Origin of the sequence: Streptomyces sp. SLBN-118 (assembly GCF_006715635.1) — a bacterium.
GTDB lineage: Bacteria > Actinomycetota > Actinomycetes > Streptomycetales > Streptomycetaceae > Streptomyces.
The window spans coordinates 3,697,293-3,723,801 of the sequence record NZ_VFNP01000001.1 but is presented as its reverse complement, the minus strand read 5'-3'; the positions used below and the strand labels follow the sequence as shown (position 1 = coordinate 3,723,801).

Here is a 26,509-nt window from a genome sequence, read left to right as displayed (position 1 = left end):
GACGGCCCTATTCGTCGATCCGCACGAGCGCCAGCGTGATGTTGTCCGGACCGCCCGCCTCGATCGCCGCTTTCCAGAGCTCGAACGCCGCCCTGCCGTCGTCGTGCACCCGCAGCAGTTCGTCGATCACCTCGTCCGGCAACGGGTCGGTCAGCCCGTCCGTGCAGATCAGGTATCGATCGCCCGCGGACAGCGCGGAGGCCGACACATGGGCCGTGACGGCCTCGAATTCGAGTCGGCCGCCGAGCGTCTGCGTGACGGCCGAGGTGATGCGCCGCCCCGGTGCCGGTTGCGGGCTGTCGTCCACGCTCACCTGGCGCAGCCCGTCCCCGCCCGCCTCGTACACCTTGCTGTCCCCGACGTTGAACGTCAGCAGCGAATCCGCGAGCACGACGGCTCCGGCGACCGTCGTTCCCATAGTGGCCAGTTCGGGCCGGCCGCCGGCGGCCGCGTACACCGACTGGTTGCATACGTCCAGCGCCTCACGCAGCGTCGCCTCGCCGTCCAGAGAAGGGCCGAACGAGGCGAGTTGGCGGGCGGCGAGCGCGCTGGCCACCTCCCCGGCGGGCTGCCCGCCGAGCCCGTCGGCGACCGCGACCACAAGCGGCGTGCCGAGCGGGAACACCAGGGTCTGAGGGTTCTCGGTCACGGTGCCACACAGCGTCCACGGCCCGACGACGAGGCTGTCCTCGTTGTGCTCGCGGATCAGCCCGACGTGGCTCAGGGCGGTCACGGCTATGTACGGCACTGAAGATCCCGCCTCTCGGGCTGGGCAGGCGCGTGCTTCTCACCACCATTGTGACGCTGGGGGCGGGCCGTGGCCCGACGCCGTCCCCCGCGAGATGCGCGGAGTGTAAGACGTGCGCCAGAAATCGAACACGTGATTGAATTTCGGCCATGCCCCACGCTGCTTTCCCGCCCGACCTCGTGCAGGCCCAGCGCGACTGGAACCGGACATACGCACTGCTCGCCGAGCACCAGCTCCACACCACGGCCCTGCGGCGCCGCCTGCTGGAGCTGTCCCTCCGACTTGTCCGGCACCCGTTCTGGGCCACGGAGCAGGGCCGGTCTCCGGCGGCCCGGGTGGAGCTGCGCCGCCAGGTGCGCGCTCAGGAGAAGGAAGGGGGAGACCGGTGGTCGATCGCCTGAGCGTGCGGCAGGAGAGCATTCTGCGGTGCATCACGGAGTGGATCGCCGAACACGGCGAGGCCCCGACGATCCGGGAGATCGGTGAGAACGTCGGCCTGTCGAGCACCTCTTCGGTGGCCTATCAGCTCCGCCGACTGGAACAGGCCGGGCTGATCAGCCGCAGCGGCCGCAGCTGGCGCTCGTGCCGCATCGGCAACTGACCTGCGAGGCGGGCCGGGCCGGGCCCTTGGACGGGGCTGAGACATCACGCCGGTCACGGCCCGGGCGGGAGAGAAGGCGTACGGCTCACCGTCCGGCCCAGCGCGGCCGCCGCCCGGGCGAACAGCGCGGCGTCCACCACGGCCGCACCGCCGACGTCGTTGTTGAAATACACGTACACGTCGTCGTCGTCCGGCCAGGCGTCGGCGATCCGGCCGGCCCAGGACTTCAGGGCCCGGCGGCCGTAGCGCGGCGGCGGCTCGGCGATGCCGCCGTGAAACCGCACGTACCCCCACGACGCGGTACGCCACAGGGGCGTCACCGGGCGGGATGCCCGGTCCGCCCAGCACAGGGCGCTGCCATGCCGTTCCAGTACCGCCCGGAGCTCCCGCTCCACCTCCCACCAAGAGGGATGGCGGAATTCGACGGCCGTCCGGACCGTGCCGGGGAAGCAGCCGAGGCAGGCGTCCAGAGCCGCGATGTCCTCCCGGAAGTTGGGGGGCAGTTGAAGCAGGACGGGCCCGAGCCGGTCGCCGAGGCCCTCGGCGCGGTCCATGAGCCGGCGTACGGGCTCCTCGGGGTCGTGCAGCCGCTTCAGATGGGTCAGATAGCGGCTGGCCTTGACCGCCATGACGAACCCTTCGGGCGTCCGTTCCCGCCAGGAGGCGAAGTTGTCCGTCGTGGGAAGCCGGTAGAAGGCGTTGTTGTTCTCCACGGTGGCGAACTGTCCGGCGTACTCCTCCAGCCACAGCCGCTGGGGTTGCTTGGAGGGATACAGAACGCCGCGCCAGTCCTTGTACTGCCATCCCGAGGTTCCGACGAGCAGGGGCATGATCATGATTTACCTCATGCTGTGCCTGCACGTGCCCCGTGCGCGATTAGACTCGCGGATCGAACAGCGACCCGCAGCGGGCCGCGCCCGCCTGACCAGCGAGCACGGCGAGCGAGCCGCCACATTGTTCCAGGGGGAAGACTCAGTGAGCACAAGCATGGCTGTTTTTGGGCTGTCACAAACGGAAGAGGCGATTTATCGACACTTCTTGCGGAATCCGGGAACCTCCGACGACGACATCCACCTGCTTCTGGAGATATCCCCGCACCAGGCCCGCGAGTCGGTCAACCGGCTGTGCGCGGTCGGAGTACTGAGCCGTACCGAATCCAATCTGCTGTCGGCCGTGAGTCCCGAGACCGCGGTCGATCGCCTCACCGAACTGCGCCTGCGCGAGCTGCACAAGGAGTTCGAACACGTCATCCGGTCCCGTCACCTGGTCTCCGAACTCCGCACCGAGCAGGGGCCGAAGGCCGTCGCACCGCATGGAGTGGAGCGGCTGCAGAGCCTGCCGCAGATCCGTAACAGGATCGACGACCTGGCGTTCTTCGCGCGGGAGGAGATCCTCTCCGTCGAGCCCCACACGGCCCTCACGCCCGAGAACATCTCCCGCGCCCGCCGGCTCGACCAGCGCTGTCTGCGCCGTGGCGTGCGCATGCGCAGCGTTGTCCGCAAGGAGGCGCTCGAACACCCGCCGACCCTGGACTATCTGCGCGAGTTGGCGGCGCAGGGCGCCGTGATACGGGTGGCGGAGGATGTCTCGGAGCGCATCCTTGTCTACGACCGGCGTGCAGCCCTGGTGCCCAGGGACCCCGCCGACACCACCAGAGGCGCCCTGCTGGCCCATGAGGAAGGCCTGGTCGCCAGCATCGTGGCCCTCTTCGAGAAGATCTGGGACCAGGCCGAGGACCTTTCCGGCAGCGTCGACGGCCAGGCCGGCGCCGACGACGGGCCCGGTCCCGGAGACATCGAACGGCGTGTGCTGCAGTGGATGTGCCAGGGCCACAAGGACGAGATCGGTGCACGGGCCCTGGGAATCTCGATACGGACCTATCGGCGGCATGTCGCCGAACTGCTGAGGCTTCTCGGCGCATCGAGCCGCCCGCACGCCGCCCTCGTGGCCCGCGAACGCGGCTGGATCTGATCGGCGCGGATGTGTTGTCGGGCGGGCCGCCCCCGGTTCACCGGGGTGCGGACCAGCCCGCGGGCGCGCGGTCCGCCACGACGGAGGCCGCCGCCTTCCCGCCTCCGCCACCCGGTATGCGGACGCGCAGTGTGATCAGGTCGTCCGCGACGTCCCAGGTGCAGGCCCAGTCCGGCGGCAGCACGCCGAGCAGCCGGACGGCAGCGATCGCGCCCGGGGCGGCGGCTGCCTGCTGCCGGACCAGAACGATCTGTGTGGTTCCCTCCTGCGAGGAGCTCACCGCGTCGCTCTGGGGGGAGCAAGCGGCGCGGGGGACAGGGCAAGGCCCGGCGCCCGAGGGACGCCGAACTCACGGCGGAGAGCCGAAAGAGCCGCCAAGTAACCGGACATGCCGTGCACGCTGGGGCCGGGCGGCGTCGATGCCGAGCACAGGTACACCCCACGCAGGGGAGTGCGGTACGGGTCCAGGCGCGGCACCGGCCGCAGGAGCGACTGGGTGAGAGTCATCGCGCCGGCGCCGATGTCGCCGCCCACGTAATTGGGGTTGTACGACTCGTATTCGGCCGCCGAGATCGCCCGTTGAGCGATGACCGTGTCGCCGAAGCCGGGGGCGTACCGCTCGATCCGGGACCGTACGAGCGCGATCGGGTCACGTGTGTCGCCGTTGGGCACATGAGCGTAGGCCCACACCGGACGCCTGCCCTGCCGTGCCCGGCCAGGATCCGTGACCGAGGGATCCGTGACCAGGACGAACGGCTCGCCGGTCGGCACACCACGCGCTGTGAGTCCTTCCTGGCGCACCATCTCGGCACGGGTACCGCCGAGATGTACGGTGCCGGCCCGCCCCACCGCGGGATTGCGCCACGGGATCGGTTCCGAGACCAGGAAGTCGACCTTGGCCGCGCCGGGGCCGTAGCGGAAGGCGGCCAGCGCACGGGCGTACCGGGTGGGCAGCCGGGAAGCGGCGAGCGCGAGGAAGCCCTTGGGGCTGGTGTCGAGGAACACCGTTCTGGCATGGCGCAGTTGGCGCAGGTCGGTGACGGGCGTACCGGTGTGGAAGCGGCCGCCGTGCGCCGTGATGTCAGCGGCCAGCGCCTCCGCGATGCGCACACTTCCGCCCCTCGGCAGCGGCCACCCCGACCCGTGCGCCAGGTGGCCGAGCAGCATCGCGACGGCTCCGGAGGCGATGGAGGGAAGCGGGCCCATCGCATGTGCGGCCACACCTGTGAGCAGCGCCGCCGCTTCCTCCCCCCGGAAACCGCCCAGTGAGGTGGAGTGCCGCACGACCCGCGGGGACAGCACGAGCGGGGCGATCGGGTCGCGGGGCAGGGACCGTCCCCCCGAGAGAATGAGGTCGACGACGCCCGCGCTGTGGTCGAGCAGGGGCCGCATCAGGCGGCGCCAGCGCTTTCCGTCCGGCCCGAGCTCCGCGCAGGTGGCGTCGAGGTCGTGGTGGGCGAGCGCTGCGCGGCCGTCGTCGAGCGGATGCGCGTAGCTGATCTCGGGGTTCAGCAGTGCGACACCGCGCGTGCCCAGGTCGAACTCGCGGAAGAAGGGCGAGGCCGCGGCCATGGGATGCACCGCGGCGCAGATGTCGTGCACGACGTCCTTGTCGAAGAGCGCCTCGCTGCGCAGTCCGCCGCCGATGTCGTCGGCGCGTTCGTACAGTTCCACCCGCAGGCCCGCTCGGGCCAGCGTGACGGCCGCCGCGAGTCCGTTGGGGCCGGTGCCGACCACTGCGGCGTCGATCTGGGTCATGTGCGTTCGTCTTCGGGCAGTTCGGAGGTGTTCTTTGCGGCGGCAGTGGTGGCAGCGGCGGAAGCGGCGGCGAGCCGGTCGAGGCCGATTTTGTCCGTACGGGCGGATGATCCGCCGAGCCGGTGCACCAGGACCCAGTTCCCCGTGTCCGGGAACACTCCGGTGAAGGCCGAGGCATCGCGGGTCGCCCCGTTGTGCCACAACAGCGGTCCGGCCGACTGCCAGGACGGCGCCGGTTCGCCCAGCGCGCGCTCGAGCAGCAGCTCGGTGACGACGGTCGCCAGTGCTCGGGGCGTGGCCCACAGTCCGCCCGCGGGCAGGATCGGCCCGTCCATGGTCCACCGGGCTCGTTCCCGGCCGAACAGGTTCCGTGCGCCCAGCAGCCGGTCGGCGGGCGGGTGGGCGGTGACCTCGTCCACCCCCAGCGGCGCGAGCACGTGTTCACGCACCACGTCCTCGTAGGGCAGCCCGGCCGCGGACACCAGGGCCGCACCGAGCACGGCGTAACCGAGGTTGGAGTACTCCTCCTGCGCTCCCGGTGGCCGTACGACGACCTCGGCGAGTCGGCCGAGGACGGTCCGGAGCGCGTCCTCGTCGAAGGCGGCGTAGGGGTCGCGGCCGGTCGGACCGGGCGGCAGTCGTGGCAGGCCGGATGTGTGGGCTGCCAGCATCCGCAGGGTGATCCCCGATCCGGGCACTGCCGGGAGCCATTGCTCCACCGTGTCGTCGAGGCCGAGCAGGCCCGCACGGGCCATGCGTATCAGTGCGGTGCCGGTGAGTACCTTGGTCAGGGAGCCGATCTCGACATAGGCGGCCGGATCGTGACCGTGCTCGGCCAGCGGCGGGGCCGAGCCGCTGAGCACGCAGACGGGGACGGGTCGCAGGGACAGGGCCGCCATCAGGACTGCGCCCACTGCTCGAGAACGGCCTCACGTTCGGCCGGGCGGGGACTCTTCCGGTCGCCGTGCGTACGGCACCAGTCAGTGAGGACGGCCGGGCTGAGAGTCCCGGTGACGAAGCGGTCCAGCACCTGATGGGACAGCTCCACCTCACGATGGGTGTACGCACCTGCCGCCGCCGAGTGCGCCACCAATTCGGTCATGCCGTCGGATACTTCGACCCGTACGGTCATCTCAGGAGGACTCTCCGGTCCGCCGAGACCCATGGCCCCGAGCACCAGGTCCAGTGTCATCGACAGCTGTCGGCCGGGAGTGTTCTTCGCCGGTACCCCGACGACGGTGACCGAGCTGAGGTCGGCCCACGTCCAGCTGCCGGACTGAGGCCCCACCGCCTCCAGGCCCGCGGCGGCCACCCGGACCCCGGGGCCCGACTCGCAAGGGGGTGCACCGAGATGGACCTCGTCCTCGGTGATGCAGAACAGTCCGACCATTGCCACAGTTGACTCCACCGTTCGCGTATTGCCATGGGTTGGATCAGAAAGGCGGTCCAGAGGAGGCCGCCTGACGATCAGCCAGTATTTTCCATCGCGCTCGCGGCGGTCGCGTTCCCGGCGTGTTCTTCCGGCCGTTCCTGTTGTGTCCGCCCCTCCCGCCATGCGCGCACGGACCGCTCGATCCGAGTGTTGGCGCGGGTCGCGAAGGCCAGGGCCTCTCCGAGCGGCCGGCTCAGGAAGATGAGGTCACACGCCACCATCGTCAGGGCGAAGCCGGTGAGCCCCATGAAGAATCCGATGGAGACATGGAATCCGATGGACGCGACGGCGGCCCATGGGCGCAGCCGTGGTACCAGGATGCCGAGTGGGAAGTACACCAGGAAGAAGGTCGTCGAGTAGGTGCCGGCGAAGACCAGCATGTCGTTGCCGTAGACCAGGTCGGACACACCCGGCAACGAGAACTCGGGAATGCGCATGATGTAGAAGAGCGCCGTCCCGTCCTGCCACAGCTTGCCCTGCACCTTGTACAGGCCGCTGGTGACGTACACCAGACAGATCTGGGTGGCGATGGCCAGAACGCCCAGGTTGTGCAGAGGAGCCTGCAGCGCTCTGAGGCCTTCCGGAATCCGCCGGGTCCAGCGCGCGGCGAGTCCGGTGGACAGCGAGAGACGGTCGTAGCAGCGGGTCAGCACGAGCATCGGGATGACGAGGTAGGCGAGATTGTCGCCGCCGTCGAGGATGAGCGGCTGACGCTGGTAGACGGACCACAGCAGCACCCAGTGCATGATCAGCACGGGGCGGCCGCCCACGCCGAAAGTGACGGCCAGGGCACTCAGCAGCCCGATGTGGTAGACGAGTTCGAACCAGGCTCCCGAGCCGCTCAGCGCATAGAGGCTGAAGGTGCCGTCCCGGTCGAGGGCGGCCAGAAAGTCCGTCCACGGGAACACGCCGTCAGGCCCGAAGAGATAGCCGCGGTCGCTGTACTGGCTGACGTAGAACATGAGCCCGACGAAGCCGATCAGGGCGCGCGTGCCGGACACGCCCAGCACACTCACCGGGTGGCTGCTCCATCTGTCCAGCAGCGGGACGGAGTTGCTCATCGCAGGTCACCTGCCTTCTGCCAGCCGAAGTCCTGCACGCTGATCTTGTCCTTCGCGCTCGGATCGTTGCGCTTCGACCAGGGCGGCAACTCCCTGACGTACATACGGATCTGGATGCTGCGGGGATCGCCTCCGCACGCCTGGGGCATCTGCGTCATGGAGTACCGGGAGAGGAAGCGGACGGCGTCCTCGCGTGAGCTCTTCTCGTACGGCATGAGCGGGAGAACCGGCTTCTCCTTCTCCTTCTCCGACTTGCGCAGCCGGTCGAGCAGCGGGTCCGAGTTGTAGATGGACTGCAGGCTGCTGCCGACCAGTCGTGACATACGGGAGGGGAAGAACCGGCTGTCCTGTGCGGCGTGAATGTAGGGCGATGTCACGTCGTAGTACTCGGTGACCTTGCCGTCCGGGCATTTCGCCCTGGCCAGAATTCCGCGGTCGTCGGCGAGCGGGTCGGGCGCGAAAAGCATCCAGTTCTGTGCGAAATAGGGGTTCAGATAGTCGCTCACCGCGTCGTAATAGCGCAGCTTCACAGGGGTGTAGGGACTCTGCGAGAAGGCGGCGAGGAGGAAATGAAGGCCCAGGAGGGCGGCGCCGACAAGCAGCACCGCCCTCCTGGTCATGCGGTGTGCCGTCACTTGTCGAAGATCGTCTCTGCCGACTGGGTGCCGGCGTTCATGCCGTCCTTGGGAGCGGAACCAAGGCTGGCGATCTTCGTCATGTTGCCGACCTGCTGACGCAGGGCGGTGGTACCCGCCGCCGCCTTGCCGTGGACGTACGCCTTCTGGGCGATCTTGGCGACGGAACCGATCCACATCGGGGCGGCATCCGGGCCACCCTTGGCAACGGACGCCTGCTGCAGGACGGGCGCCGCGGGAGCGGCCTGGGCCGAGCCCTGAACGGACAGCACCAGAGCCGCGCCACCGAGCGCGATACCGGCAGCGGCGATTGCCTTCTTCATGTTTTCCCCTGTTCTCTCTTTACGGTCCGGTCACTGCCACCCGTTCACCCGGTCATGCGCCGGATGAACGGAGTGCGTGGCGAACGAGGGAATGCGGGCCGAGGCTATTTCGGCCGAGAAAGGCGGCGCGGCAAATGAGTTGACGCGTCGCGCAGTACGCCTGGTCATGGCGCTCATTGATTCCCCCGAATTCACAGGACCGCGCTTACGGAGAAAACAATGCCAGCGGCGGGGCGCCTGTTACAGGGGTTTCGGTGACAACATGCTGCACGGCCAAGGGCAGCTTCATGCCAGCGAGGCTGCGGCTGTGGGCTGCGCAGCGCCTGAGGCCGGATTACGGTGGCTCCATGGCGGAACCGCTGGACGTACTGGTGGTGGGCGCGGGCCCGACGGGCCTGGCCCTGGCCGCTCAGCTACGGGCGTACGGCACCCGCTTCCGCATCATCGACCGCAGCCTCGACCGGGCGCGCGAGTCACGCGCTCTGGCCATCCAGCCGCGCACCCTGGAGGCGCTGGCAGGGTTCGGTGTGACGGACGAACTGGTCGCGCGCGGCAATCGGGCGGTGCAGCTGCGGCTGCATGCGCCGGGCCGGGTGCTGCGGCTGCCGCTGTTCGACATCGGCTTGGCGGACACCCCGTATCCCTATCTGCTGTTTCTGTCCCAGGCCGAGACCGAGGCGGTGCTCGGCGGGCATCTCGCCGAGCGGGGTGTGGCCGTCGAGCGGGGCACAGTGCTGCGGGACCTGTCGCCACAAGGCGCGTACGTCACCTGCCGGTTGAGTCACGGCGACGGTGAGCCCGAAACGGTCCGTGCCCGCTTCGTCGTCGGCTGCGACGGCGCACACAGCACCGTACGCGGCCTCGCGGGCATCGGCTTTGCGGGCTCCGCCTACCCCCAGACGTTCCTGCTCGCGGACCTGGAGGTCGACGGACTCGAACGCGGCGCCGCCCATGCCTGTCTCTCCGAGGCCGGCCTGCTGTTGTTCTTCCCGCTGGAAACACCGGCCACCTGGCGGATGCTCGCCATGAGCCCGCCGGACGCACCGGACGAGGAGGTGAGCCTGGAGCAGCTGCAGGTGATCACCGACCGGTACGCGGGCGCCGTGGGGGGCGGGCTGCGCCTTCGGGACGCCGTCTGGATGACCCGGTTCCGGCTGCAGAAGCGGGGCGCCGCCCACTACCGTGCCGGCTGTGTCTTTCTCGCGGGCGACGCGGTCCATGTCCACAGCCCGGCCGGCGCCCAGGGCATGAACACCGGCATCCAGGACGCGCTCAACCTCGGCTGGAAACTCGCCCTCACCTGCCGGGGCGCCGCCCCCGACCGGCTTCTCGACACGTACGAGAGCGAACGCGCACCGGTTGGCCGGAACGTGCTGCGCTTCACCGACCGCGCCTTCAGGATCGCCACGAGCCGCAACCCGGTCATCCGCCGTGCCAGGACCCGACTCGCCCCGCGCCTCATGCCCTTGGGGCTTCGCTTCACCACGCTGCGGGCCAGAGGGTTCCGTACGCTCGCCGAGCTCGCCATCCACTACCGGCGGGGCCCGCTCACCGAGGAGGGAAACCGTCACCCGCGCGGTGGCCCCCGCGCGGGTGACCGGCTGCCCGACGCTCCCGCGGGACTACAGGCCCTGACATCGCCTCCCGGCTACCACGTGCTGTTGTGCGGTCCGCGTGAGGTGTGGGATCCCGACGCGGTGGCGGCCGTCGGCCGGGGCAGAGGCGAACTGGTCACCGTTCACCACCTCGGTGACCGGGGCCCCTGGCCCGGCATCGCTCACGGCCTCGTCCGCCCCGACGGATACCTCGCTTACCGGGCGGGCGGAAGCGATCTGTCCGGCCTGTGCCGCCACCTGGACCGCTGGCTGCCCGCGCCACCTCACCACTGACGGGCCACACGCGTCGTACCGCCTGACGCTGCTCTGGAACTGCGGTGCAGCCCCTCGCACCAGGGGAGTCAGGCCTTCGACGAAGGCGACCTGGCGCTGGGGAGGTCGAACATCGAGGCCGAGCGGTCCACCAGGACCAGAGCGCAGTGCGGGCACCCGGTCGCTGACACCGGCAAGGCCGAAGTTGCGCAGCGCTCGGGGTGGTTCAGCTACTTCACCGCGGTCAGCGTTGCGTAGACCACGAGGTTGCCCTGATAGCCGGTGCTCTTGGTGTACTCGCCGCCGCAGGTGATCAGCCGCAGTTCGGGCCGGCCGGAGCTGCCGTAGACCTTCTTGTCAGGGAATTTCTTCTTCTCGTAGACCTCCAGGGCATCGACGGTGAACACCGCCGTGCGCTGGTCTGCCCGGCTGATCTCGATGGTGTCACCCTTGGTCAGGGCACCGAGGTCGTGGAAGACGGCGGGGCCGGCGCGCGTGTCCACGTGCCCGGTGGTGACGGCAGTCCCCGTCGAGCCGGGCGCCGTGCCGTCGCCGTACCAGCCGGCAAGGCCGGGGCTGTCGGCGGGCGGGGGCCGTAGAGCACCCGCCGCGTCGAGGCCGAGCCGTGTCATGGGGGCGTCGACATCGATGGCGGGAACCCGGAGCCGGACCGGATCCGACGGTGGCAGGGGCTTGACGGTGGGCAGTGGCTTGGCGGTGAGCAGGGGCCGGACGTTGGGCAGTGGCTTGGCGGTGAGCAGGGGCCGGACGTTGGGCAGTGGCTGGACGTTGGGGAGCGCGGCCAGGAAGCTGCCGCTGGGAGCGGGCGGGACAGCGGCGGGGAAGGCCTGGGCAGCCGAAGGCTGCGGTGGCTTCTCGTCGCCGGCCGCGTTGATCACCAGCGCCGTGCCGGCGATCAGCGCCCAAGCCAGAAGCGTGATCGAGGGGGTGAAGGAGTGTGGGGTCGGGGTGGTCTGGTGCCCGGGTTCCATCGCGGTTGAGCCTCTGCTTCGCGGCGGGGTGGGGTGGGGGCCGCGCAGCCCCCGGACCGATGCGGTGTCCGGGGGCCGGTGCGGCGGGAGTTGGGCGGTCAGTGCCCGAGACCGCTCGGCCGACGGCGCAGCCTGAGCACACCCCCGGCTGCGGCTCCGGCGAGCAGCACACTGCCCAGGGCGAGCTGAGTGCCCTTGCCGTCGGTCCCGAAACCGGCGTCAACCGCGCCGCTGGGGGAGGGAGCCGTGATCTCGACCGTATCGGTGATCTTGACCCGAGGAGGGCACTTCACGGTGACTGCGTGGGTGCCGGGCCCGGTCTCTTCCGGGACCTGGAACTGGCCGGTGAGCACCCCCTTGCTCTCACCTTTGAACAGATGGAACGCCCCTCCCGCCTCCGACTCGCCCTTGCCGTAGGTCTCCGTACCGCAGGCGGTGGTACTGACGGTGACCGTGGAGCCGGGGGTGGCGTTCCGCGGGCTGATCTGGATGCCTGAGCCATCGGCGGCGACAGCGGCCGGGACCGACAGAGCGAGGGCACCGACAACCAGGCCGATACCCGCACCAACACGTGTGTTGCGCATGAGAATCCTCCAAAGGAGCAGTGTCCGGCCTGTCTGCGCGGCGCCTCTGCTGTGCTCCGCTCACGAGGCAACCGACAGTCCGTCAGCCTCGCAACATGACGCATCGACACATGTGTCACCCGGGCAGGCGTAGCGGAGGCTCAAGCTTGATCGTTTACGCAGGTCACCGGAGGAGAGACGATCATGGTGAAGGAAACACCGGCGGGACGGCGAACGGGCTAGAGGGTGCTTCCGTGCGGGGCTCAGCCGGTGGTCCTCGAGGCCTCCCGCGCGGCACATGAAATGTCACGGCCTTGTCAGATGCGACACGTGCGATGGCGGCAACGTGCCCGCGGGCGTCGTGACCGGAGGGGGAGTAGCGGCCCGGGATCTGAGGCCGGCGGTCCACCCCGTCCCGGTGCTGTCGGTACCGGCTGGGACACTTCCACCATGGACACCACGCCCGAGCAGATGAGCTCCCGGACAGCGGCCGCATGGACCGTCGCGCTCACGATCCTCGGAGGGCTCACCGGCTTGGCCTGGGACGGTCCGTTCCTCGCCGTCACCTGCGCCCTCTCCCTGGGAGGGGGCGCCGCCCTGGCCACGGTCCTTTCCCGCCGCCGAATGATCGCAACCATTCGGGAAGGAGAAGGGAAGGCTGCCGCGCTCGGGTACGCCGACGGGATCGGGGACATGGTGGTGCTGGGGATATCCGCGTACAGGACCGCCGTCTTTCCACTGTCCGGCCCCGACGCCGTAGACGCCGCCGAGCGCCGGGCCCGCCGTAAGGCCGCCTACCAACTCACGGCCGCCGAAGGGCTTCCCCACCACCTTCGTGAGGCCGCGGCGGCCGCTCTCGAGGCGATCGATGACGCGCGTGACAGCGACACCGAGTCCGCCTTCGAGGCCCTCATGAAGGCCGTTCACGAACAGCGCCGCCGCGCGTGACCGCAGCGGGCCCGGGACTTATGCCGCACCAGGAGGCGGCAGACTGCCGTCATGGGGACAGCAACGGCAGTCATCATGCTGCTCTTCGTGCTCGGGTTGGGCTCCGCGATTGGCCAAGCTCGTAAGGGCCAGTGGTGGACGGCCGGCTCGATGCGCCGTGGCAGCGATGTCACCGTGGCCTCACATCGGCCCTTCGGATTTCCGCGTGGGTGCCGGCTGGATTCCTGGGCCGGGCGGGGCGAGACCGTCGTGGCGCTCGACCAGCCGTACCCTCGCCCGCCAGGGTTGACACCGGCCGGCAGCGGAACCGAGCCGAGTCGTTACAAGGGTGCGAAGGACGATCGCCATGACAGGGACTCAGCAGATCTTGTTCATCCAGGGCGGCGGCGCGGGCGCGCACGACGCATGGGACGACAAGCTGGTCGACAGCCTGAGACGAGAGCTCGGGGACGAGTACGAAGTCCGCTACCCGCGTATGCCCGGCGAGGGCGACCCGAGTTACACCCGATGGAGCCCGGCGATCCGGCGCGAGCTGGCGGAGCTGGAGGACGGCGCGGTCGTGGCCGGCCATTCGGTGGGCGGGACGATCCTCATCCATGCGCTCGCCGAGCAGCCGCCGGAGCGCAGGCTCGCGGCGATCCTGCTGATCTCCGCCCCGTTCGTCGGCCGGGGCGGCTGGCCGGGCGACGAGTTCGAGCTGCCCGGCGTCCTCGGCGCGAGGCTGCCGCACGGCGCGCGGGTCCATGTGTTCCACGGACTCGAGGACGAGACCGCCCCACCGTCGCATGCCGACCTCTACGCCCGCGTGATTCCGCAGGCGCAGGTGCACCGGCTGCCCGGACGCGATCACCAGCTGAACAACGATCTGAGCGAAGTGGCCAAGGCGATCAGCCCCGACAAACCCTGAATCCTTCAACCGCACTCCCGAGCGCTGTCCCCGCATCGGAGGTCGTAGCGGTGCTCACGCGAGGCCACGGGGGCTACGAGGCGCGGGTTGCGCGGTGAGGATCCGCGCACCGGTCCGAGAGCCGCCTCGTGGCGCGGTCATTCCAATGCCCTTACAGGCCAGCCGCGTTCTTCCAGTCCCGCCCGCACCGCGTCGGCGATGTTCTCGATCCGGTCGCGGTTCTCGGCAGCGACGTCGAGATCCTGGCCGATCCGGTCGGCCAAGCCGTGTCCTGAGCGACGGCCGGCCTGCTCCGGACCGGCACCGGGTACAGCTCCGACGGAAGCGAGGTGGAGTATTTACAGTGGTCTAGACATTTTGCGAGGTTCGGTCCATTCTGAGAGGTGGACCGTGGTGCGGGTACGGCAGAGCCGTACCCGCCTACCACCCGCTTCCAAAGCGGAACCTTGTTTGCGGGAAGGCCCTGAGAGAGCAGGCCCGTCAGCGCTGCTGATCGCGGCGACAACGGCCCGGCCAATTGCCACTCCGGCCATGGCCGCCCACCAGGCGGCACCACGTCGGACACTCACAGTCACGCCCTCACCGAGCGTAGGCAGTCATCCCGGCTCTCCTTCGGGGCTCCGGGTACAAAGCGAGGGGAATCGCAGGGCCGCCACGGCTCTTCGCTCAGCAAGGAATGCCCCATGACCAGCACCCACACCCACCAGGTCGGCACCTTCACCGCGGCTTACCTGCGCTGCTTCCCCTACGACATCTGGCGCATGGCACTCCACGTGCATGCGCTGGAGGTGCACGCAGACATACTCGGACTCCTCGCCCCGCGTGTCTTCCTGGACAATGGCGTCTCGCACCGGATGGTTCAGCCCCAGCTGCGGCTGCTGCTCGCCCACGCGTCGGTGGGCCTCGTCCACACGGTCCTTATCCCCGGATCATGGGTGTTCTCCCTCGACGACCGAAGGGCGGGCGCCGTGACAGCCTTTCTGCAGGGCGCCGGAGCACGGGTCGTGGAACTGCCGCACGGCCCGGATGTTTGGACGGCCCCTGGCTATGCGGTCACGTGCTGCGGCCCAGCGACAGCGGAGCGGTGACGGTGTCGACGGCCAGGTTGGGAATCACTGGCCGCTTCCGGCGGACATGCCTGCTGACCTGTGGAAACGACACTGAACGCAGCCCTATCTGGTGCGCATCTCGTGTGCATCTGGTGCGCTCGCCGTGCAGGCGCATTCTGCGTCATTGCTGAGCTGGTGCGGCTGCCCCCACGGGCCCGTAGTCTGCCCTTTTTCGCACGGCCAAAGGACCGCCGTGCCCGCCACGGGCGACAACCCTGATGGGCAGCCACATACTTGCGCACGGCCGCCGCCTTCCCCTCACGCCCCTGCCTCTACCCTTGAGGACTTCGGATTGATGGTTCACGAACAACCACGGAACGGAGCGTGCGGTGACTGCGGGGGAAGCGCGTGGCGGAGAGCTGACGGGCAAGGTACTCGGCGGGCGTTACCGGGTGACCTCCGTGATCGGGCGCGGCGGCATGGGAGTGGTCGCCCGAGCGGTGGACGAACTCCTGAACCGAGAGGTCGCCGTCAAGGTCCTGCGGGCTTTCACCGACACCTCCGCAGCCGAACTGGCCGACGTGCGGACCCGGATGCAGCGAGAGGCGCAGGCCGCCGCCCGTATCCGGCACAGCGGCGTGGTCACCGTGCACGACGTGACCGAGGAGCGGGGCCTCCCGGTCATCGTCATGGAACTCGTCGACGGGCCCTCGCTCGACGACGTGCTGAAGGAGCGCGGCACACTGGAGCCGCACGAAGCCGCCGCGATCGGCGCCAAGCTGATGGACGCGCTCGACGCCGCGCACCGGGCCGGCGTACTCCACCGGGACGTCAAGCCGGGAAACGTGCTGATCGAGCACGGCGGCAGGGTCGTGCTCACCGATTTCGGCATCGCCAGCATGGAAGCCTCCGGCGACGACGCCATGGCCAAGCTGACCCAGAGCGGTCAACTCGTCGGTTCCCTCGACTATTTGCCGCCGGAGCGCGCGCAGGGCAGGGAGCCCGGTCCCGCGTCGGACATCTGGTCGCTCGGCATGATGCTCTACGCAGCCGTGGAGGGCAGTTCGCCGTTCCGCCGCACGTCCGCGTGGTCCACCCTTTCGGCGATCGTCACCGAGCCCCTGCCGGAGCCCCGCCGGGCGGGACCCCTCACGCCGGTCCTCCAGGCGCTGATGGCGAAGGAGCCGGGGAACCGGCCCACCGCGGAACAGGCGCGCGGCATGCTGGAGCGCGTCGCCTCGGGCGGGACGGTGCACTTCCCATCCGCCGCTCCGACGCCGACACCCGCTCCCCCTCCCACGGTGGGTCCCGGGGCTGCCGCCGCCGCACCTGCCCCCGGGTTCGGTCCCCCGCTGTTCCCCCAGCCCGCCCCGCAGCCTTCGCCTCCGCGCGCCGGCTACGTGCAGCCCGACCTGCCGCCGCACGGCGCGCCGGTCGCGAGCCACGCCGGAGTCCCCGCTCCCGAGACGAGCCCGACGGCAACCCGTCGCGCACGGCGCCGCAGCAACCGCACCGTCGTCGCGGCAGCGGCCGCCGTCGTGCTCCTCGCCGCAGGCGCCGGCATCACCTACGCCCTGACGTCCCAACAGGGCGCCACGACCACGGACGGCGCACAGGCGACGCCGCCCGGCGTCGGCTCCCCCGCGGACGGCCCTTGGCCGACCGGGGGCAGCACCCCGTCGTCCGCCAGTTCTCCCGGAACGTCCTCGAAGCTGTCGACCTCGGAGGAGCCGGACGGTCACGAGGACGAGGAGCTGGGCCCCACGAAGAAGCCCAGCGCCGAAGGCGACAAGCCGACCGAGAGCCCGTCGGCCTCCTCAGAGACCAAGCCCAGCCCGACGGTGAAGGAGCCCACTCCGGTGTCGACGGCCTGCACCGGCTGGGCCCACGAGAACCGCGGCGACGGCTACGGGTACCTCGCCGAGACGTCCCACCTCTACACCGGACCGTACGCGGAATGCCAGTACGTGACCGTGGTAAAGACCGGTGTGAAGCTCTACTACCACTGCTACATCACCAACGCCTACGGCAACAAGTGGATCTACGCCCGTATCGATGGGACGAACACCGAAGGCTGGGCCCACAGCACCAAACTCACCAAGGAGAGCGGCACCCTGCCCCGCTGCTAGGCGTTCCCAACCAGTGCTGCACAGGGGCGCAAGCCGCCGCGGTGTTAGCCCCGCGACGGCCCGGGACCGCGTCAGAGGGCGGTCTGGCTTTCGGTTCCACGATCTTCGTCACATCGGGCACACCCTGGCGACCCGGACCGGCGCCACGTTCAGAAACCCGATGGTCCGTGCCGGGCAGTCTTCCGAGAAGGCCGCGCTGATCCATTCGCACTCGGACCTGGCGCGGCACAAGGAAGTCGCGAGGATGTCTGTACCCTCAGCCGACGACAGTCAGCCACGATGGCGGGTTCGCCGACAGGTCAGGCACGCGTGTGCCTCGCTACACCCCCAGCGGCCTCAGCCACGCTATGGGGGTTTGCAGTCGACCACGTCAAGCCTCGACAGCCGCCCCGCGACGACGACGGGGGCCCTTGCTCGGCGACACCGATCGCGATCCCTCCGTCGTCCGTGGCACACGGACGGCTCAGCATCCGTTGCACGGTGTCACGCCGCCGATTGGGATGAAGGCATGCAGCAGTCCTCTTCGTCCTCGGCTGGCTGGCTGGCTGGTTCCGCACCTGGAGCGCTCGCACTGGCGTGGCCTACGTCGGCGTCGCCCAGATCCTGGCCATCATGGCGATGCGGATGGTCGTGCTTTCCGGGCTGCTGGCGGCGCTCCGGCACATGCAGGAATGAGGGTGTGACCGGTGCCCCCTGATGCGAGCACGCTTTCGCAAGCCCGGTCCGAGGCACCGGCGCGGTCAGGCCTGGTGCTGACCGCGCTGATCGTCGTGGCCGGGGTCGCGAACCTGAACCTGTCGGTCGCCAATGTGGCCCTTCCCTCGATCGGCCGGGACTTCGATTCCTCGCAGACGACGCTGGACCTGATCGCCGTGGGCTACTCGCTCGGCCTGGCCGCCTCGGTTCTCTACCTCGGCGCCCTCGGTGACCGCTACGGACGCAAGCTGATGCTCGTCCTGGGCATGGCGCTGTCGATCCCGGCCTGTCTACTTGCCGCCTACGCACCCTCGGACGACGTTTTGTTCGCCGCCCGCGTGCTCGGCGGCATCTCGGCGGGCATGGCCTACCCGACCACGCTGGCGCTGATCGCGGCACTATGGTCGGGGCCCGGTCGCACCAAGTCGATCGCGCTGTGGTCGGCGCTCGGCGGAGGTATCGCCTCGCTCGGACCGCTGGTCGCGGGCGCGCTGCTCGAAAACCTCTGGTGGGGGTCGGTCTTCCTGATCACCCTGCCACTGGCCGTGGTGGCCTTGCTAATGGCCTGGTACCTCGTGCCCAGCCACGTGAACGAGACGACCGGTCCGGTCGACAACCTTGGCGGGGCTCTGTCGGTTGTCCTGGTGGGCACGCTGATTCTGGCCATCAACTTCGCCCCCGTTCCGGGCAAGGGAGAGTTCGCCCTGGTGCTGGGCGCCGTGGCGCTGGTCGCCACGATCGGTTTCGGCATCCGGCAGCGCCGAGCGCTCAATCCCCTGTACGACCTACACGTTGCCGGCCGCCGGATCTTCTGGGTCGCGGCCTGCGCCGGCATCATCGTGTTCGGCGCGCTGATGGGCTCCTCTTTTGTGAGCCAGCAGTATCTCCAGAACGTGCTCGGCTACTCGACACTCAGCGCCGGGGCGGCGTTCCTGCCAGCGGTCGTCCTCATGATCCTCGTCGCTCCCCGCTCCGCCAAGCTGGTCGAGAGTCGGGGGGCCCGCTTCACGCTGCTCACCGGTTACGTGTTCCTCTTCCTGGCCTTCGGCTGGATGCTCCTGTTCTGGGGGGAGGACAGCTCCTACTGGCAAATCGGTCTGGCCTACGCCCTCACCGGCATCGGCGTGGGGTTCGCGGGCACACCGGCCTCGCATTCGCTCACCGGCGCGGTTCCCGTCCGCAGGGCAGGAATGGCCTCGGGCACCGCCGACCTGCAACGCGACCTGGGTGGCGCCATGATGCAGTCGATCTTCGGGGCTCTGCTCACCGCCGGTTACGCCTCGGCGGTGTCCGCCACGGTCGCAGAGTCACCTGAAAAGCAGCAGATCACGACCGGCGTTGAGAATCAGCTCACCAAGTCGTTCTCCAGCGCCGCGGACGTGGCCCAGCAATATCCGGAGTACTCGAGCCAGATCATCGCCGGGGCCAAGTCGGCGTTCCTGTCCGGCTCCGACTGGTCCTACGCCGCCGGGCTGATCTCCATCCTCGTCGGGGCGGCCCTGGTGTTCTTCCTCTTCCCCAGGCGGGAGCGCGAGCAGCAACTCCTTGCCGGTTACCAGGCAGCGGACACATGACAGCGGTGGGAGCGCAGGCCCGGCCGGGTGCCGGGCCTGCGCTCGGCGAGCGGAGCGAGCCGCCCTGAACCCGTGAAGTTGTTACTCAGGCGCCTGGTGGGATGTGCCAGAGCGGGGCTGCGTACTGCTCTGGTCGGCTGCTGAGCAAGAGAGTTGGCAGCTCCTGGCGCTGCTTGCCGTTGAGGCCAAGGGCCTCAGTGATGCGGCGGAACGTGGTGTGGCATGCGACCTTGAGCGGCAGAGGGAGGTGGCTGCCGGTCTCGACCGGCTGGTACGTGAGCGGCGTGGCGCAGTGGATCAAACCGCATCTGGCACGCAACGGGCACGAGACGCCTAGCGTGGTCCAGACAACAAACAAGGCCCGGGTCTATGACCTGGGCCTTCGTCGTGGAGCGGGTGACGGGAATCGAACCCGCGCTCTGAGCTTGGGAATCACCGTGCGATTCGATCCGGTAGGCGCGCTGACCTGCGCAAGGGCGACTTCGATGATGCGTCGTGGCAGTGCGGTCATGACTGTGGATGACCCCTGCTGTCCCCTCGTTCTGGCACGCATCTGGCACGGCTGCGGGAGAGTGAGCGCAGCGCTGTGGTTACGGCCACGAGTAGAGGGTGCCTGTTCCGTAGAGGCTTCCGCTGTCCGGGTGTTCCGCAGGCAGTGGAACGCGTACGAACGGACAGCAGTATTCGTTGCACGCGCCGATCGCCTCGAAGTTCTGACGTGCCTGCCTCAGGCTGAGATCGTGATTCGGGCCGCCTCGGACTTCGTCGGCATCGTGCTCGTCCTGGCCGTCGTCCTCCCAATAGCAGACCTCGCAGATCTCGAACGCGCCACGCTCGGCCAGGGTGATGTAGCCGCAGCAAGGGCAGCGGTACGGCCCGTTCTCGGCGCTCCCGCGAACAACCATGAAAGTCACGGCTGCATCCTGGTCCAACGAGGCCGCGCCGGCCCAGCAATTTTCGCCGGTCAGGCGCAGGCCGAGGCGACGTATGAGAGATCAGGTGCTTCGGGGCTTGCGTCCGCTCGGTCTGCTCTGCAGGGTCTGGTCCTCCTGACGTCAATGTCGGTGCATCAACATTGCGCCATGGGGCAGTGCTATTCGGCCCAGGATCCGCGTCTGTCTGACGGTCCAAACAGCTTCTGCGAGACTCGCTCGCCAGTGGGTGGCTCTTGACTGGGGGTGGAGGCCATGGCACAGGCCCGGAAGCGGCACTGGCGCGCTGGACACTATGTGAACGAGCCAACGGTGTCCAAGCGTGCGAAGATGCCCTCGACCTGGGTTGTGGTCATTGGGGCTCTGTTGCTAATCGCAGCATGGAACACGATGTTCAGGAGTGGGGAAAGTGGCTCCTCGCCCGAGCATCCCCGTACGTCACCTAGCGCCACTCTTTCTCCATCACACTGAGTCGCACGAGGTCATTGGTCCCCAGTGCGTGTGTTGCGTCGGGCCAGCTTGCGCCAGATGCCGTCTCGCGTGACCGTCGACGCTCTCGTTTCCTTTTGCTCTCGAGCCTCGTCTTTAGCGACTTCGATCTCGTAGGTCCGCAGCCGGTCCCAGGCGCTTTCCCAAACAGCAAGTTGGTCAGCAGGAATCCCGCATGTCGAGAGATAGATGGATGGAGTCTTCCAATTCCTCGGCAGCGTAGTCCTGTTGAGGAGATGGCTTATGGTACTGGTTGCGATGCGACCGCCGGAACGACGACTGATGTCTATCTGCCTCATACCGCTTACGCGCCGAACCTGCGAGAGTGCGTCTATGAATTGTTGAGCCGTTCGAATATGTTCTGGATCAGGCCAAGGTAGATCGGTGCTCCCTGATCCTCCGTCGGTCACAAGCGAGGATGGCAGCCGATAGGCAGGATTGTGGCCAAGAGCAAGCTGGCCGGCTGTGTTGCGGTCGCGCTTCTGTGGCGTGGGACGCCCCTTCGCCGTTAGGGCTCTACGTAGATGGGTGTAAACGACATCTAGCTCCAGCAGTGGTGGCCCACCCGGTATACCTGTCCAGAGGACGTCGAGCAGTTCTCCGGTGAACGCAGTGTGCGTCTCGCCCGGCGGAGCAAGGGCTAGCCTGTTCTCTGGCGCTGCGGCCAGAACGTAGGTCCCTTCAATCTCTGCGTGCTCCACCAGATCGGGAGAGCTGGTCATTGTCCCGAGGGCCTTGCCGCTGAAACAGCAGTCGAGAACGACCACATGCCTTTCGGCCTGGCCATTCAGGATCATGTCCCTTAACTGCCTGTAAGGCAGGCCTGTGTCCTCCCGTCTTGGCACGGAACCCGACACGGTCAGGTACAGCTCTCCACGGTGAGTCTGGAGGCCGTGCCCGGAGTAGTACACGAGCAACGTGTCACTTGCCAGTCTGGCGGCCGTCTCCACGGCATCAAGAATTTCAGTGCCGCTCGATGGCTCAGAGACAACAGTGCAGCGCGCTGCCTCTAGTCCCCAAGAGGTCGGCCCGCTGAGTACGCGAGCCAGCGATGAGACGTTGTTTGCCACTGCAGGTAGAGAATCCAGGTGCTCGTACAGACTGGTGCCGATTAAGACCGCACATGAGGAACCCGGATCAGGCAGTCGGCTCACTGATGCCTGCCTTCACCGTCTGCTTCCTCAAGCCATGCAATAAGTCGCTGCACCTCTGCTTCGTTGCAGTTGGACAGCTCGACGACCGTGTCTCCACGCCGCACGGTAACTTGAGGGTTCCGGTGACGTGCCTGCCTCCATGTGGCCACGGCAATCGCGAAAGAAATCGCGCTCCAGCCGTTGCCTGTCAACAATTGGAGAAGATCTAGCCCAGCACCCATGTCACCCGGACGAGTTGGACTCTCCAAGAGCGTTAGATCGGCGGTCCGGCGAACATCTGGATCATCGCGTAACCAGCCGTGCAGCGAACGAAGGTCGTCTTCGCCGCCCTCTACACTCACCTCGATGCGCACAGCAGCACCCTCCGCCTCGCCCTCGGCAATGGATCAACAGGTTGCCAACCTGCCTGTACATCCTCGTTCAGCCACCGCACAGGGCACCGGGTTTGGCTCAAACAATCCCATCGCTGACCATTCTCCTGTCGGTACGAGCCGTCCCCCGGTGGTGCAACGTCGAGTCCGCAGGGGTCCGGGCAAGGGGCGCGGCTGCCCAAGTCAAGCCACCAACGATCTTGAAAGCGGTCATGGCACGAGCTGCCGTGGGCCGGGGCGATTGGCTCAAGTCCCCACAACCACCGTAGGCCGATGGACCTCGCGCCTTGGTGCGGGCCGTTTCGCCGTCACTCCCCAGCAGATGGGGGACGGATCGTCGGCTCGTGTGGGCGCTTCGAAGACCGCTATTGACGGCGTTTCACGGCTCGATCGGGCACGTCGGAGCCCTGCCAGGTACAGCCTGCTCAGTCATCCATCCCGAGAGTCTTGCGGGCGGCCCTCTCGAACGCGCGGTCGGCGGGATGCTTGGCTTCCGCAGCGGCCTCGAAGTCCCTGTTGAAGCTTTCGGAATCCGTCTGATCGTTGGCTAGGACAGCCTTTGTCCACGCGGTACAAACCATCTGCCAGTTGTACATGGCCCCGCGGAGGACATCGACGGCCTCCGCGACCGCTGGTGTACCAGCAATGCTCACCTTGGCTGCGGCGGCGCTGAACTGTGTCCAGGCATCGTGGGCTTCCTCATGACGAGTCTGACAATCGTCTGCGCTGCTGCCTGCATCCCTGAGTTGGTCGGCTGCTTTCCATAGCGCGTTAGAGAGCTGCTTGGAGGAGGCGAGAAGGCTGCTGTAGGCGTCGAGACGCGTCCCATCCCGCCAGCGTTCCCCGTCTCGGTCGTGCTGCTGACGCAGGTGCTTGGACTGCCCCAGGAGGGTGAGGGCGCCTCCGCCGAGTCCGCTGATCGCCGCCACCGCCGCCCCGATGAGCCCCGCCATGCCTGCGTCCACCGATGCATTAGACCGCGGACGAACCTGTGCCGCCAGAGCGCCGTTACGCTAGCGGAAAGGCCGGTTTCACTTGCCGCCATGGCATGGCGCCTGGATTGCCAATGATCACTGCTTTGTAAGGGCGGGTGTGCGGGGCGGCGAGAGTACGCAGGTCATTACAGGTTCGGGGAATCCCCAGCTCGGCGGGGCCTCTGGACTGCCGCGAACCGTCCTTGACCGTGGTTGACCGCATGATGTGGCACGGCTGTGGCACGCGCCGCCTCGGTCTTGGAGCCCCAAGTAGGGTCTCCCTGGACCGACCTGAACGACAGGGGGGCTATGTCGGGACAACTGTTCACCTTGATAGGCGTGCTCGTGGGCGCGGCAGCGTCTTACGTAGGCGGAGCTCTAATGGAGAGATCGCGATGGCGCCGCCAGCTCTCGACGCGATGGGACGAACGCCGTCTGGAGTCCTACCTTCGGTACGCCGACGCGATCAAGAAATTCACCTCCTTGGCAGGGCGTCTGGCCGCAGGCAAGGGACTGTTCGATCTCCCTCAGCCACTCGCACAGGAAACCGGTTTGGAGATGCTGGCGAACGCCGAACTTGAGCGCGGCTACGCGTTCGAGGCTGTTCTCCTCATGGGAGACTCCGGAACCATTTCGGCGGCCAGAGCACTACAGCGCCAGGCTTGGGTGCTGGAGCAGTTCGCTCGTGACTAGCGTTCGGGAACATCGGAGGACTGGACGCAGGCATTCAGGCAGTTTCAGGAGAAGCGTGATGCGTTCTATATCGCCGCGCGCAAGAGCTTGGGCGTATCCGCAGAGTTTCGACTCCGGACTGAGGACCCAGCCATCGTGGGGCCAGACCCGCGGCGAATGTAGAGGTCGGCGGAGTCTCCTCAATGGGCGAGTCAAGCCCATCATCGATCTTGAAAACCGTCGTGGCAGCGATGTCACCGTGGGTTCAAATCCCACACCCACCGCGCAGGTCAGAGGGCGCGGCTCCACTTCGGAGCCGCGCCCTCTGCGTTCACCTTGTCTCACCCCGAGCGGCCCGTATCCCATGTCTGATCAGGGCGTGTGGGCCATTTGTGGGCCAGGACCTCTCGCCACACCGCACTCCGCCGCCGCGGCCTCGAAGAGACGGTGCTCCGGCTTCCGCACCCCAACCTCCCCCGAGACGCAGATGCCGACGAAGAGCGGGGCGAGACCGGTCTCAGCGAGCTTGGCCCGCTGGATGTCGCCCACGCCGTTCGTCGCGATGCCGATAGTCCATCCCGCGCCGCGCAGTGCTTCGAGCCCTTCTTTGACTCCAGGGAAGCAGCGCACCGAGCGCGCGATGCCTTCGACGTATTCGTGCCAGAGGTCGCCCGGGTCGTCTTCGAGACCAAGCACTGCCTGAAGATCCACGAAGTCCTCGGGGTGCACCCGCTCGCAGAGTTGATCGCAGATGAACGCTTCTGCACCGTGGGGCAGGGAGCGCAAGCGCACAAAGCCGCGAGCCCATTCCTCCAGGCCGACGCTGCGGTCAATCAGAGTGTTATCCAGGTCGAAGAGGGCCAGCACGGTACGACGCTACGCGATGTCGTTCATGCCTGTCGGCTTAGTAGCGCCTGACATGCCAGCCAGATCAACTCATTGTGTTAGCCGCTGTGAGGGCCTTTCGGGCTGGTGTAGACGTCGCAATCCACACCGAACCCGGAAGGCCCTCACTCGTTCAAGATCCCCAGACGGTAATCACTGTCACCGCACCCAACCTCCGTGGACAGAACAGGTATCGGGTCCGCGGGGTTCGAGTTCGCCGAAAGGTCAGGAACTGGCGACGTGCCTGCGTCGTTGCAGGATCCACCGGTGTACGGGCGGCGTAATGCCGGCACCCACGATAAATCCGACCGCGACGCTCTGGCTCGCGTACGCGACTACTCCGATAACTGCGCACAGAACCATGCCGATCACCACAAGGCCCACGACCTTAGTGCGCGACGTCAGCTGGTTCAGCCATCTCACAGCCGAGAAAGTCGTGAGATACACGGTGGAGCCGAAAGCGGCCGACGCCAGAACGGTTAGAGCATCCATTCCGCAACCTTTCAAAATCGGAAGCCGAGATGTGTCTATCCGGCCATCACGTTCAGCCGTGCTCCCTTTTCGGGATCAATCGGCTGGCGGTCTGTTTACTTGCAGTATCCGTTTACTTGCAGTATCCGTCGCCGCTCTTGCCACTGTAATAGCCGCTTCCGGCCACGGCTGCCGCCGGTGAAAGGACTGCCAGCCCGGGGTTGACCTTGATCTTGACGCACTTATCGGCCGCAACCGCGACCCCCGCGATTACCGCGAGGCTTCGGCCCCCGACGACCGCGGCCGGGTTCGGTATCCAGGACACGACAGTTCCGCCGAGGGCGAGGAGCTTGGTCTCCTTCTTGTTGAAGTACACGGTGCCGGTGATGATGCCCCAGGTGTAGTGGGGGTCGGCGACCACGGGGTAGGCGGTGTCGGGGCCGGTCTCGATGGTCTGGACGAGGGTGTTGCCTTCAAGGCTGTAGCTCGTGGGGACGGAGTTGCCGTTCGCGTCCTTTGCCCAGGGGGCGTCTACGTGACCGCGGGTGACAGCGCCTGCGCCGTTCGCCGAAGTGACGATGTCGTAGCCGCCGGCTCCATCGGCGACCAGGGTGGCGCCGTCGGGCAGGCCGAGGTCGAAGCGCTGAGTGGTAGGAGCGGCGGCGTTCTTGAGGGTGACCAGGGCGCGGGCGCCCCCGTCGACGGTGGCCTGTGTGGCGAGGTCGGTGTGCGCGGCCGCGTTGGGATAGACGGTCGTGCCAGCCGCTGAGGTGGTGCCTGCGGCGTCGACCGCTGCGGGCAGGGACATCGTCACCCTGGAGCCGTCAGAAGCCGCCACGGTCACCCGCCCCTCGGCGCTGGCGGGGGTGGTCACGGTGACGAGCCCGCGATCCGTTGACATGACCGTGCCCGTGGTGCTGCCGGAGGCAACGTCCGTGGTGCCGGTGGCGTTCTGCACTGTGGCCACGACCTGGGCCGCAGTATTGGCGGCGGGACCGCCATCGGCGGCGAAGGCCGGTGCCGCAGTTCCGGCTATCAGCGCTGTGGTCAGCAGCGCGGCATGAGCCGAATTCTTGAGCTTCATGTGATGTTCCCCCATGTGCATAGCGTCATGTTCGGTGAAGCGAAATGAACACTATCGATCTTGACGGAATGATCAACATATTTGAGCAATCGCAGAGGTTCCCTTGCTCAATCCACCGGACAAGCGCGAAAAGATAGACGATTTCAAGTCGATGTGGCGCAAAACCGCCGCCCCCGTCGCGACCCGGCGGGCTATCACAACGGCTAGAACAATGAGGTCGAT

The 26,509-nt window shown here is 67.8% G+C and carries 28 protein-coding genes and 1 pseudogene; 11 read left to right on the top strand and 18 right to left on the bottom strand.

What is annotated here, in order from left to right:
- Nucleotides 1-7: 7 nt before the first annotated feature.
- Nucleotides 8-748 (bottom strand): PP2C family serine/threonine-protein phosphatase, encoded by a 741-nt coding sequence (locus FBY35_RS17020; RefSeq protein WP_142214612.1) that lies wholly within the window; start codon nucleotides 746-748, stop codon nucleotides 8-10.
- Nucleotides 749-897: 149 nt separating this feature from the next.
- Between FBY35_RS17020 and FBY35_RS17015 the strand changes: the two genes are divergently transcribed.
- Nucleotides 898-1,149, top strand: coding sequence for a hypothetical protein (locus tag FBY35_RS17015; RefSeq protein WP_142214611.1), 252 nt, complete (start codon nucleotides 898-900; stop codon nucleotides 1,147-1,149).
- Entirely contained in the window at nucleotides 1,134-1,349 is a 216-nt protein-coding gene (locus tag FBY35_RS17010; RefSeq protein ID WP_142214610.1) for a LexA family transcriptional regulator, read from the top strand. The genes FBY35_RS17015 and FBY35_RS17010 overlap by 16 nt, the downstream gene beginning before the upstream one ends.
- 53 nt (nucleotides 1,350-1,402) lie before the next feature.
- Here FBY35_RS17010 and FBY35_RS17005 read toward each other — a convergent pair whose 3' ends face one another.
- Nucleotides 1,403-2,179, bottom strand: a complete 777-nt coding sequence (locus tag FBY35_RS17005; RefSeq protein ID WP_142215116.1) for a DUF72 domain-containing protein — start codon at nucleotides 2,177-2,179, stop codon at nucleotides 1,403-1,405.
- A 157-nt stretch (nucleotides 2,180-2,336) separates the two neighbouring features.
- Between FBY35_RS17005 and FBY35_RS17000 the strand changes: the two genes are divergently transcribed.
- Nucleotides 2,337-3,320: a LuxR family transcriptional regulator gene (locus tag FBY35_RS17000; RefSeq protein ID WP_142214609.1), complete on the top strand. Its 984-nt coding sequence runs from the start codon at nucleotides 2,337-2,339 to the stop codon at nucleotides 3,318-3,320.
- A gap of 37 nt (nucleotides 3,321-3,357) precedes the next feature.
- On the opposite strand, the gene FBY35_RS16995 is transcribed toward FBY35_RS17000, so the two are convergent.
- From FBY35_RS16995 to FBY35_RS16965, 7 genes are all read right to left on the bottom strand, one after another.
- Entirely contained in the window at nucleotides 3,358-3,600 is a 243-nt protein-coding gene (locus FBY35_RS16995; protein ID WP_142214608.1) for a hypothetical protein, read from the bottom strand.
- Nucleotides 3,597-5,078, bottom strand: coding sequence for an NAD(P)/FAD-dependent oxidoreductase (locus tag FBY35_RS16990; protein WP_142214607.1), 1,482 nt, complete (start codon nucleotides 5,076-5,078; stop codon nucleotides 3,597-3,599). The genes FBY35_RS16995 and FBY35_RS16990 overlap by 4 nt, the downstream gene beginning before the upstream one ends.
- Entirely contained in the window at nucleotides 5,075-5,992 is a 918-nt protein-coding gene (locus tag FBY35_RS16985) for a serine hydrolase (protein ID WP_260848637.1), read from the bottom strand. Before FBY35_RS16985 ends, FBY35_RS16990 begins: the two co-directional genes overlap by 4 nt.
- Nucleotides 5,977-6,474: a hypothetical protein gene (locus FBY35_RS16980; protein WP_142214605.1), complete on the bottom strand. Its 498-nt coding sequence runs from the start codon at nucleotides 6,472-6,474 to the stop codon at nucleotides 5,977-5,979. The genes FBY35_RS16985 and FBY35_RS16980 overlap by 16 nt, the downstream gene beginning before the upstream one ends.
- A gap of 71 nt (nucleotides 6,475-6,545) precedes the next feature.
- Nucleotides 6,546-7,571, bottom strand: a complete 1,026-nt coding sequence (locus tag FBY35_RS16975; RefSeq protein ID WP_142214604.1) for an HTTM domain-containing protein — start codon at nucleotides 7,569-7,571, stop codon at nucleotides 6,546-6,548.
- Nucleotides 7,568-8,191: a DUF5819 family protein gene (locus FBY35_RS16970; RefSeq protein ID WP_142214603.1), complete on the bottom strand. Its 624-nt coding sequence runs from the start codon at nucleotides 8,189-8,191 to the stop codon at nucleotides 7,568-7,570. Before FBY35_RS16970 ends, FBY35_RS16975 begins: the two co-directional genes overlap by 4 nt.
- Before the next feature lie 11 nt (nucleotides 8,192-8,202).
- Nucleotides 8,203-8,529, bottom strand: coding sequence for a hypothetical protein (locus FBY35_RS16965; RefSeq protein WP_142214602.1), 327 nt, complete (start codon nucleotides 8,527-8,529; stop codon nucleotides 8,203-8,205).
- Nucleotides 8,530-8,876: 347 nt separating this feature from the next.
- On the opposite strand from FBY35_RS16965, the gene FBY35_RS16960 reads away from it, so the two are divergent.
- Nucleotides 8,877-10,418: an FAD-dependent monooxygenase gene (locus FBY35_RS16960; protein WP_142214601.1), complete on the top strand. Its 1,542-nt coding sequence runs from the start codon at nucleotides 8,877-8,879 to the stop codon at nucleotides 10,416-10,418.
- A gap of 209 nt (nucleotides 10,419-10,627) precedes the next feature.
- Here the strand turns inward: FBY35_RS16960 and FBY35_RS16955 are convergent, their stop codons facing one another.
- Both FBY35_RS16955 and FBY35_RS16950 read right to left on the bottom strand, forming a co-directional pair.
- Nucleotides 10,628-11,389, bottom strand: coding sequence for a class F sortase (locus FBY35_RS16955; RefSeq protein ID WP_142214600.1), 762 nt, complete (start codon nucleotides 11,387-11,389; stop codon nucleotides 10,628-10,630).
- Between the two features lie 98 nt (nucleotides 11,390-11,487).
- Entirely contained in the window at nucleotides 11,488-11,973 is a 486-nt protein-coding gene (locus FBY35_RS16950; RefSeq protein WP_142214599.1) for a sortase, read from the bottom strand.
- 429 nt (nucleotides 11,974-12,402) lie between these two features.
- On the opposite strand from FBY35_RS16950, the gene FBY35_RS16945 reads away from it, so the two are divergent.
- Both FBY35_RS16945 and FBY35_RS16940 read left to right on the top strand, forming a co-directional pair.
- Nucleotides 12,403-12,900, top strand: coding sequence for a hypothetical protein (locus FBY35_RS16945; protein WP_142214598.1), 498 nt, complete (start codon nucleotides 12,403-12,405; stop codon nucleotides 12,898-12,900).
- A 346-nt stretch (nucleotides 12,901-13,246) separates the two neighbouring features.
- Nucleotides 13,247-13,807 (top strand): alpha/beta fold hydrolase, encoded by a 561-nt coding sequence (locus FBY35_RS16940; RefSeq protein WP_142214597.1) that lies wholly within the window; start codon nucleotides 13,247-13,249, stop codon nucleotides 13,805-13,807.
- A 137-nt stretch (nucleotides 13,808-13,944) separates the two neighbouring features.
- On the opposite strand, the gene FBY35_RS37175 is transcribed toward FBY35_RS16940, so the two are convergent.
- Nucleotides 13,945-14,070, bottom strand: a complete 126-nt coding sequence (locus tag FBY35_RS37175; RefSeq protein ID WP_260848636.1) for a hypothetical protein — start codon at nucleotides 14,068-14,070, stop codon at nucleotides 13,945-13,947.
- A 420-nt stretch (nucleotides 14,071-14,490) separates the two neighbouring features.
- Between FBY35_RS37175 and FBY35_RS16935 the strand changes: the two genes are divergently transcribed.
- The 4 genes and pseudogenes from FBY35_RS16935 (at nucleotide 14,491) to FBY35_RS16920 (ending at nucleotide 19,255) form a co-directional block, all read left to right on the top strand.
- Complete coding sequence (locus tag FBY35_RS16935) at nucleotides 14,491-14,895, top strand: hypothetical protein (RefSeq protein WP_142214596.1); 405 nt, start codon at nucleotides 14,491-14,493, stop codon at nucleotides 14,893-14,895.
- A gap of 350 nt (nucleotides 14,896-15,245) precedes the next feature.
- Nucleotides 15,246-16,985, top strand: a complete 1,740-nt coding sequence (locus FBY35_RS16930) for a serine/threonine-protein kinase (protein WP_142214595.1) — start codon at nucleotides 15,246-15,248, stop codon at nucleotides 16,983-16,985.
- Nucleotides 16,986-17,043: 58 nt separating this feature from the next.
- Nucleotides 17,044-17,226, top strand: a pseudogene (locus FBY35_RS37170) (site-specific integrase); the annotation flags it as partial.
- A 508-nt stretch (nucleotides 17,227-17,734) separates the two neighbouring features.
- Entirely contained in the window at nucleotides 17,735-19,255 is a 1,521-nt protein-coding gene (locus FBY35_RS16920) for an MFS transporter (RefSeq protein WP_260848635.1), read from the top strand.
- 590 nt (nucleotides 19,256-19,845) lie between these two features.
- Here the strand turns inward: FBY35_RS16920 and FBY35_RS16910 are convergent.
- The 4 genes from FBY35_RS16910 to FBY35_RS16895 form a co-directional block, all read right to left on the bottom strand.
- Nucleotides 19,846-20,160 (bottom strand): CPCC family cysteine-rich protein, encoded by a 315-nt coding sequence (locus FBY35_RS16910; protein WP_142215115.1) that lies wholly within the window; start codon nucleotides 20,158-20,160, stop codon nucleotides 19,846-19,848.
- 509 nt (nucleotides 20,161-20,669) lie between these two features.
- On the bottom strand, nucleotides 20,670-21,830 hold the full coding sequence (locus FBY35_RS16905) for a caspase, EACC1-associated type (RefSeq protein ID WP_142214592.1): 1,161 nt from the start codon (nucleotides 21,828-21,830) through the stop codon (nucleotides 20,670-20,672).
- Nucleotides 21,827-22,183, bottom strand: a complete 357-nt coding sequence (locus tag FBY35_RS16900) for an effector-associated constant component EACC1 (RefSeq protein WP_142214591.1) — start codon at nucleotides 22,181-22,183, stop codon at nucleotides 21,827-21,829. Before FBY35_RS16900 ends, FBY35_RS16905 begins: the two co-directional genes overlap by 4 nt.
- Nucleotides 22,184-22,626: 443 nt before the next feature.
- Nucleotides 22,627-23,166 (bottom strand): hypothetical protein, encoded by a 540-nt coding sequence (locus tag FBY35_RS16895; RefSeq protein ID WP_142214590.1) that lies wholly within the window; start codon nucleotides 23,164-23,166, stop codon nucleotides 22,627-22,629.
- 390 nt (nucleotides 23,167-23,556) lie between these two features.
- Between FBY35_RS16895 and FBY35_RS16890 the strand changes: the two genes are divergently transcribed.
- A complete protein-coding gene (locus tag FBY35_RS16890) occupies nucleotides 23,557-23,868 on the top strand; it encodes a hypothetical protein (protein WP_142214589.1) in 312 nt (103 codons plus the stop codon).
- A 351-nt stretch (nucleotides 23,869-24,219) separates the two neighbouring features.
- On the opposite strand, the gene FBY35_RS16885 is transcribed toward FBY35_RS16890, so the two are convergent.
- The gene (locus FBY35_RS16885; RefSeq protein WP_142214588.1) at nucleotides 24,220-24,714 is read right to left on the bottom strand and encodes an HAD family hydrolase; all 495 of its coding nucleotides are present in this window, start codon (nucleotides 24,712-24,714) and stop codon (nucleotides 24,220-24,222) included.
- Between the two features lie 622 nt (nucleotides 24,715-25,336).
- Nucleotides 25,337-26,287, bottom strand: a complete 951-nt coding sequence (locus FBY35_RS16875; RefSeq protein WP_142214586.1) for a hypothetical protein — start codon at nucleotides 26,285-26,287, stop codon at nucleotides 25,337-25,339.
- Nucleotides 26,288-26,509: the final 222 nt, after the last annotated feature.

Bases quoted from the DNA above. Each gene is read 5' to 3' on its own strand.
- FBY35_RS16975 (WP_142214604.1), bottom strand. From the start codon at position 7,571: ATGAGCAACTCCGTCCCGCTGCTGGACAGATGGAGCAGCCACCCGGTG.
- FBY35_RS16955 (WP_142214600.1), bottom strand. From the start codon at position 11,389: ATGGAACCCGGGCACCAGACCACCCCGACCCCACACTCCTTCACCCCC.
- FBY35_RS16970 (WP_142214603.1), bottom strand. From the start codon at position 8,191: ATGACCAGGAGGGCGGTGCTGCTTGTCGGCGCCGCCCTCCTGGGCCTT.
- FBY35_RS17000 (WP_142214609.1), top strand. From the start codon at position 2,337: ATGGCTGTTTTTGGGCTGTCACAAACGGAAGAGGCGATTTATCGACAC.
- FBY35_RS17015 (WP_142214611.1), top strand. From the start codon at position 898: ATGCCCCACGCTGCTTTCCCGCCCGACCTCGTGCAGGCCCAGCGCGAC.
- FBY35_RS16910 (WP_142215115.1), bottom strand. From the start codon at position 20,160: ATGGTTGTTCGCGGGAGCGCCGAGAACGGGCCGTACCGCTGCCCTTGC.
- FBY35_RS16990 (WP_142214607.1), bottom strand. From the start codon at position 5,078: ATGACCCAGATCGACGCCGCAGTGGTCGGCACCGGCCCCAACGGACTC.
- FBY35_RS16875 (WP_142214586.1), bottom strand. From the start codon at position 26,287: ATGAAGCTCAAGAATTCGGCTCATGCCGCGCTGCTGACCACAGCGCTG.
- FBY35_RS16960 (WP_142214601.1), top strand. From the start codon at position 8,877: ATGGCGGAACCGCTGGACGTACTGGTGGTGGGCGCGGGCCCGACGGGC.
- FBY35_RS17005 (WP_142215116.1), bottom strand. From the start codon at position 2,179: ATGCCCCTGCTCGTCGGAACCTCGGGATGGCAGTACAAGGACTGGCGC.
- FBY35_RS16945 (WP_142214598.1), top strand. From the start codon at position 12,403: ATGGACACCACGCCCGAGCAGATGAGCTCCCGGACAGCGGCCGCATGG.
- FBY35_RS16940 (WP_142214597.1), top strand. From the start codon at position 13,247: ATGACAGGGACTCAGCAGATCTTGTTCATCCAGGGCGGCGGCGCGGGC.
- FBY35_RS16890 (WP_142214589.1), top strand. From the start codon at position 23,557: ATGGAGAGATCGCGATGGCGCCGCCAGCTCTCGACGCGATGGGACGAA.
- FBY35_RS16950 (WP_142214599.1), bottom strand. From the start codon at position 11,973: ATGCGCAACACACGTGTTGGTGCGGGTATCGGCCTGGTTGTCGGTGCC.
- FBY35_RS16935 (WP_142214596.1), top strand. From the start codon at position 14,491: ATGACCAGCACCCACACCCACCAGGTCGGCACCTTCACCGCGGCTTAC.
- FBY35_RS16965 (WP_142214602.1), bottom strand. From the start codon at position 8,529: ATGAAGAAGGCAATCGCCGCTGCCGGTATCGCGCTCGGTGGCGCGGCT.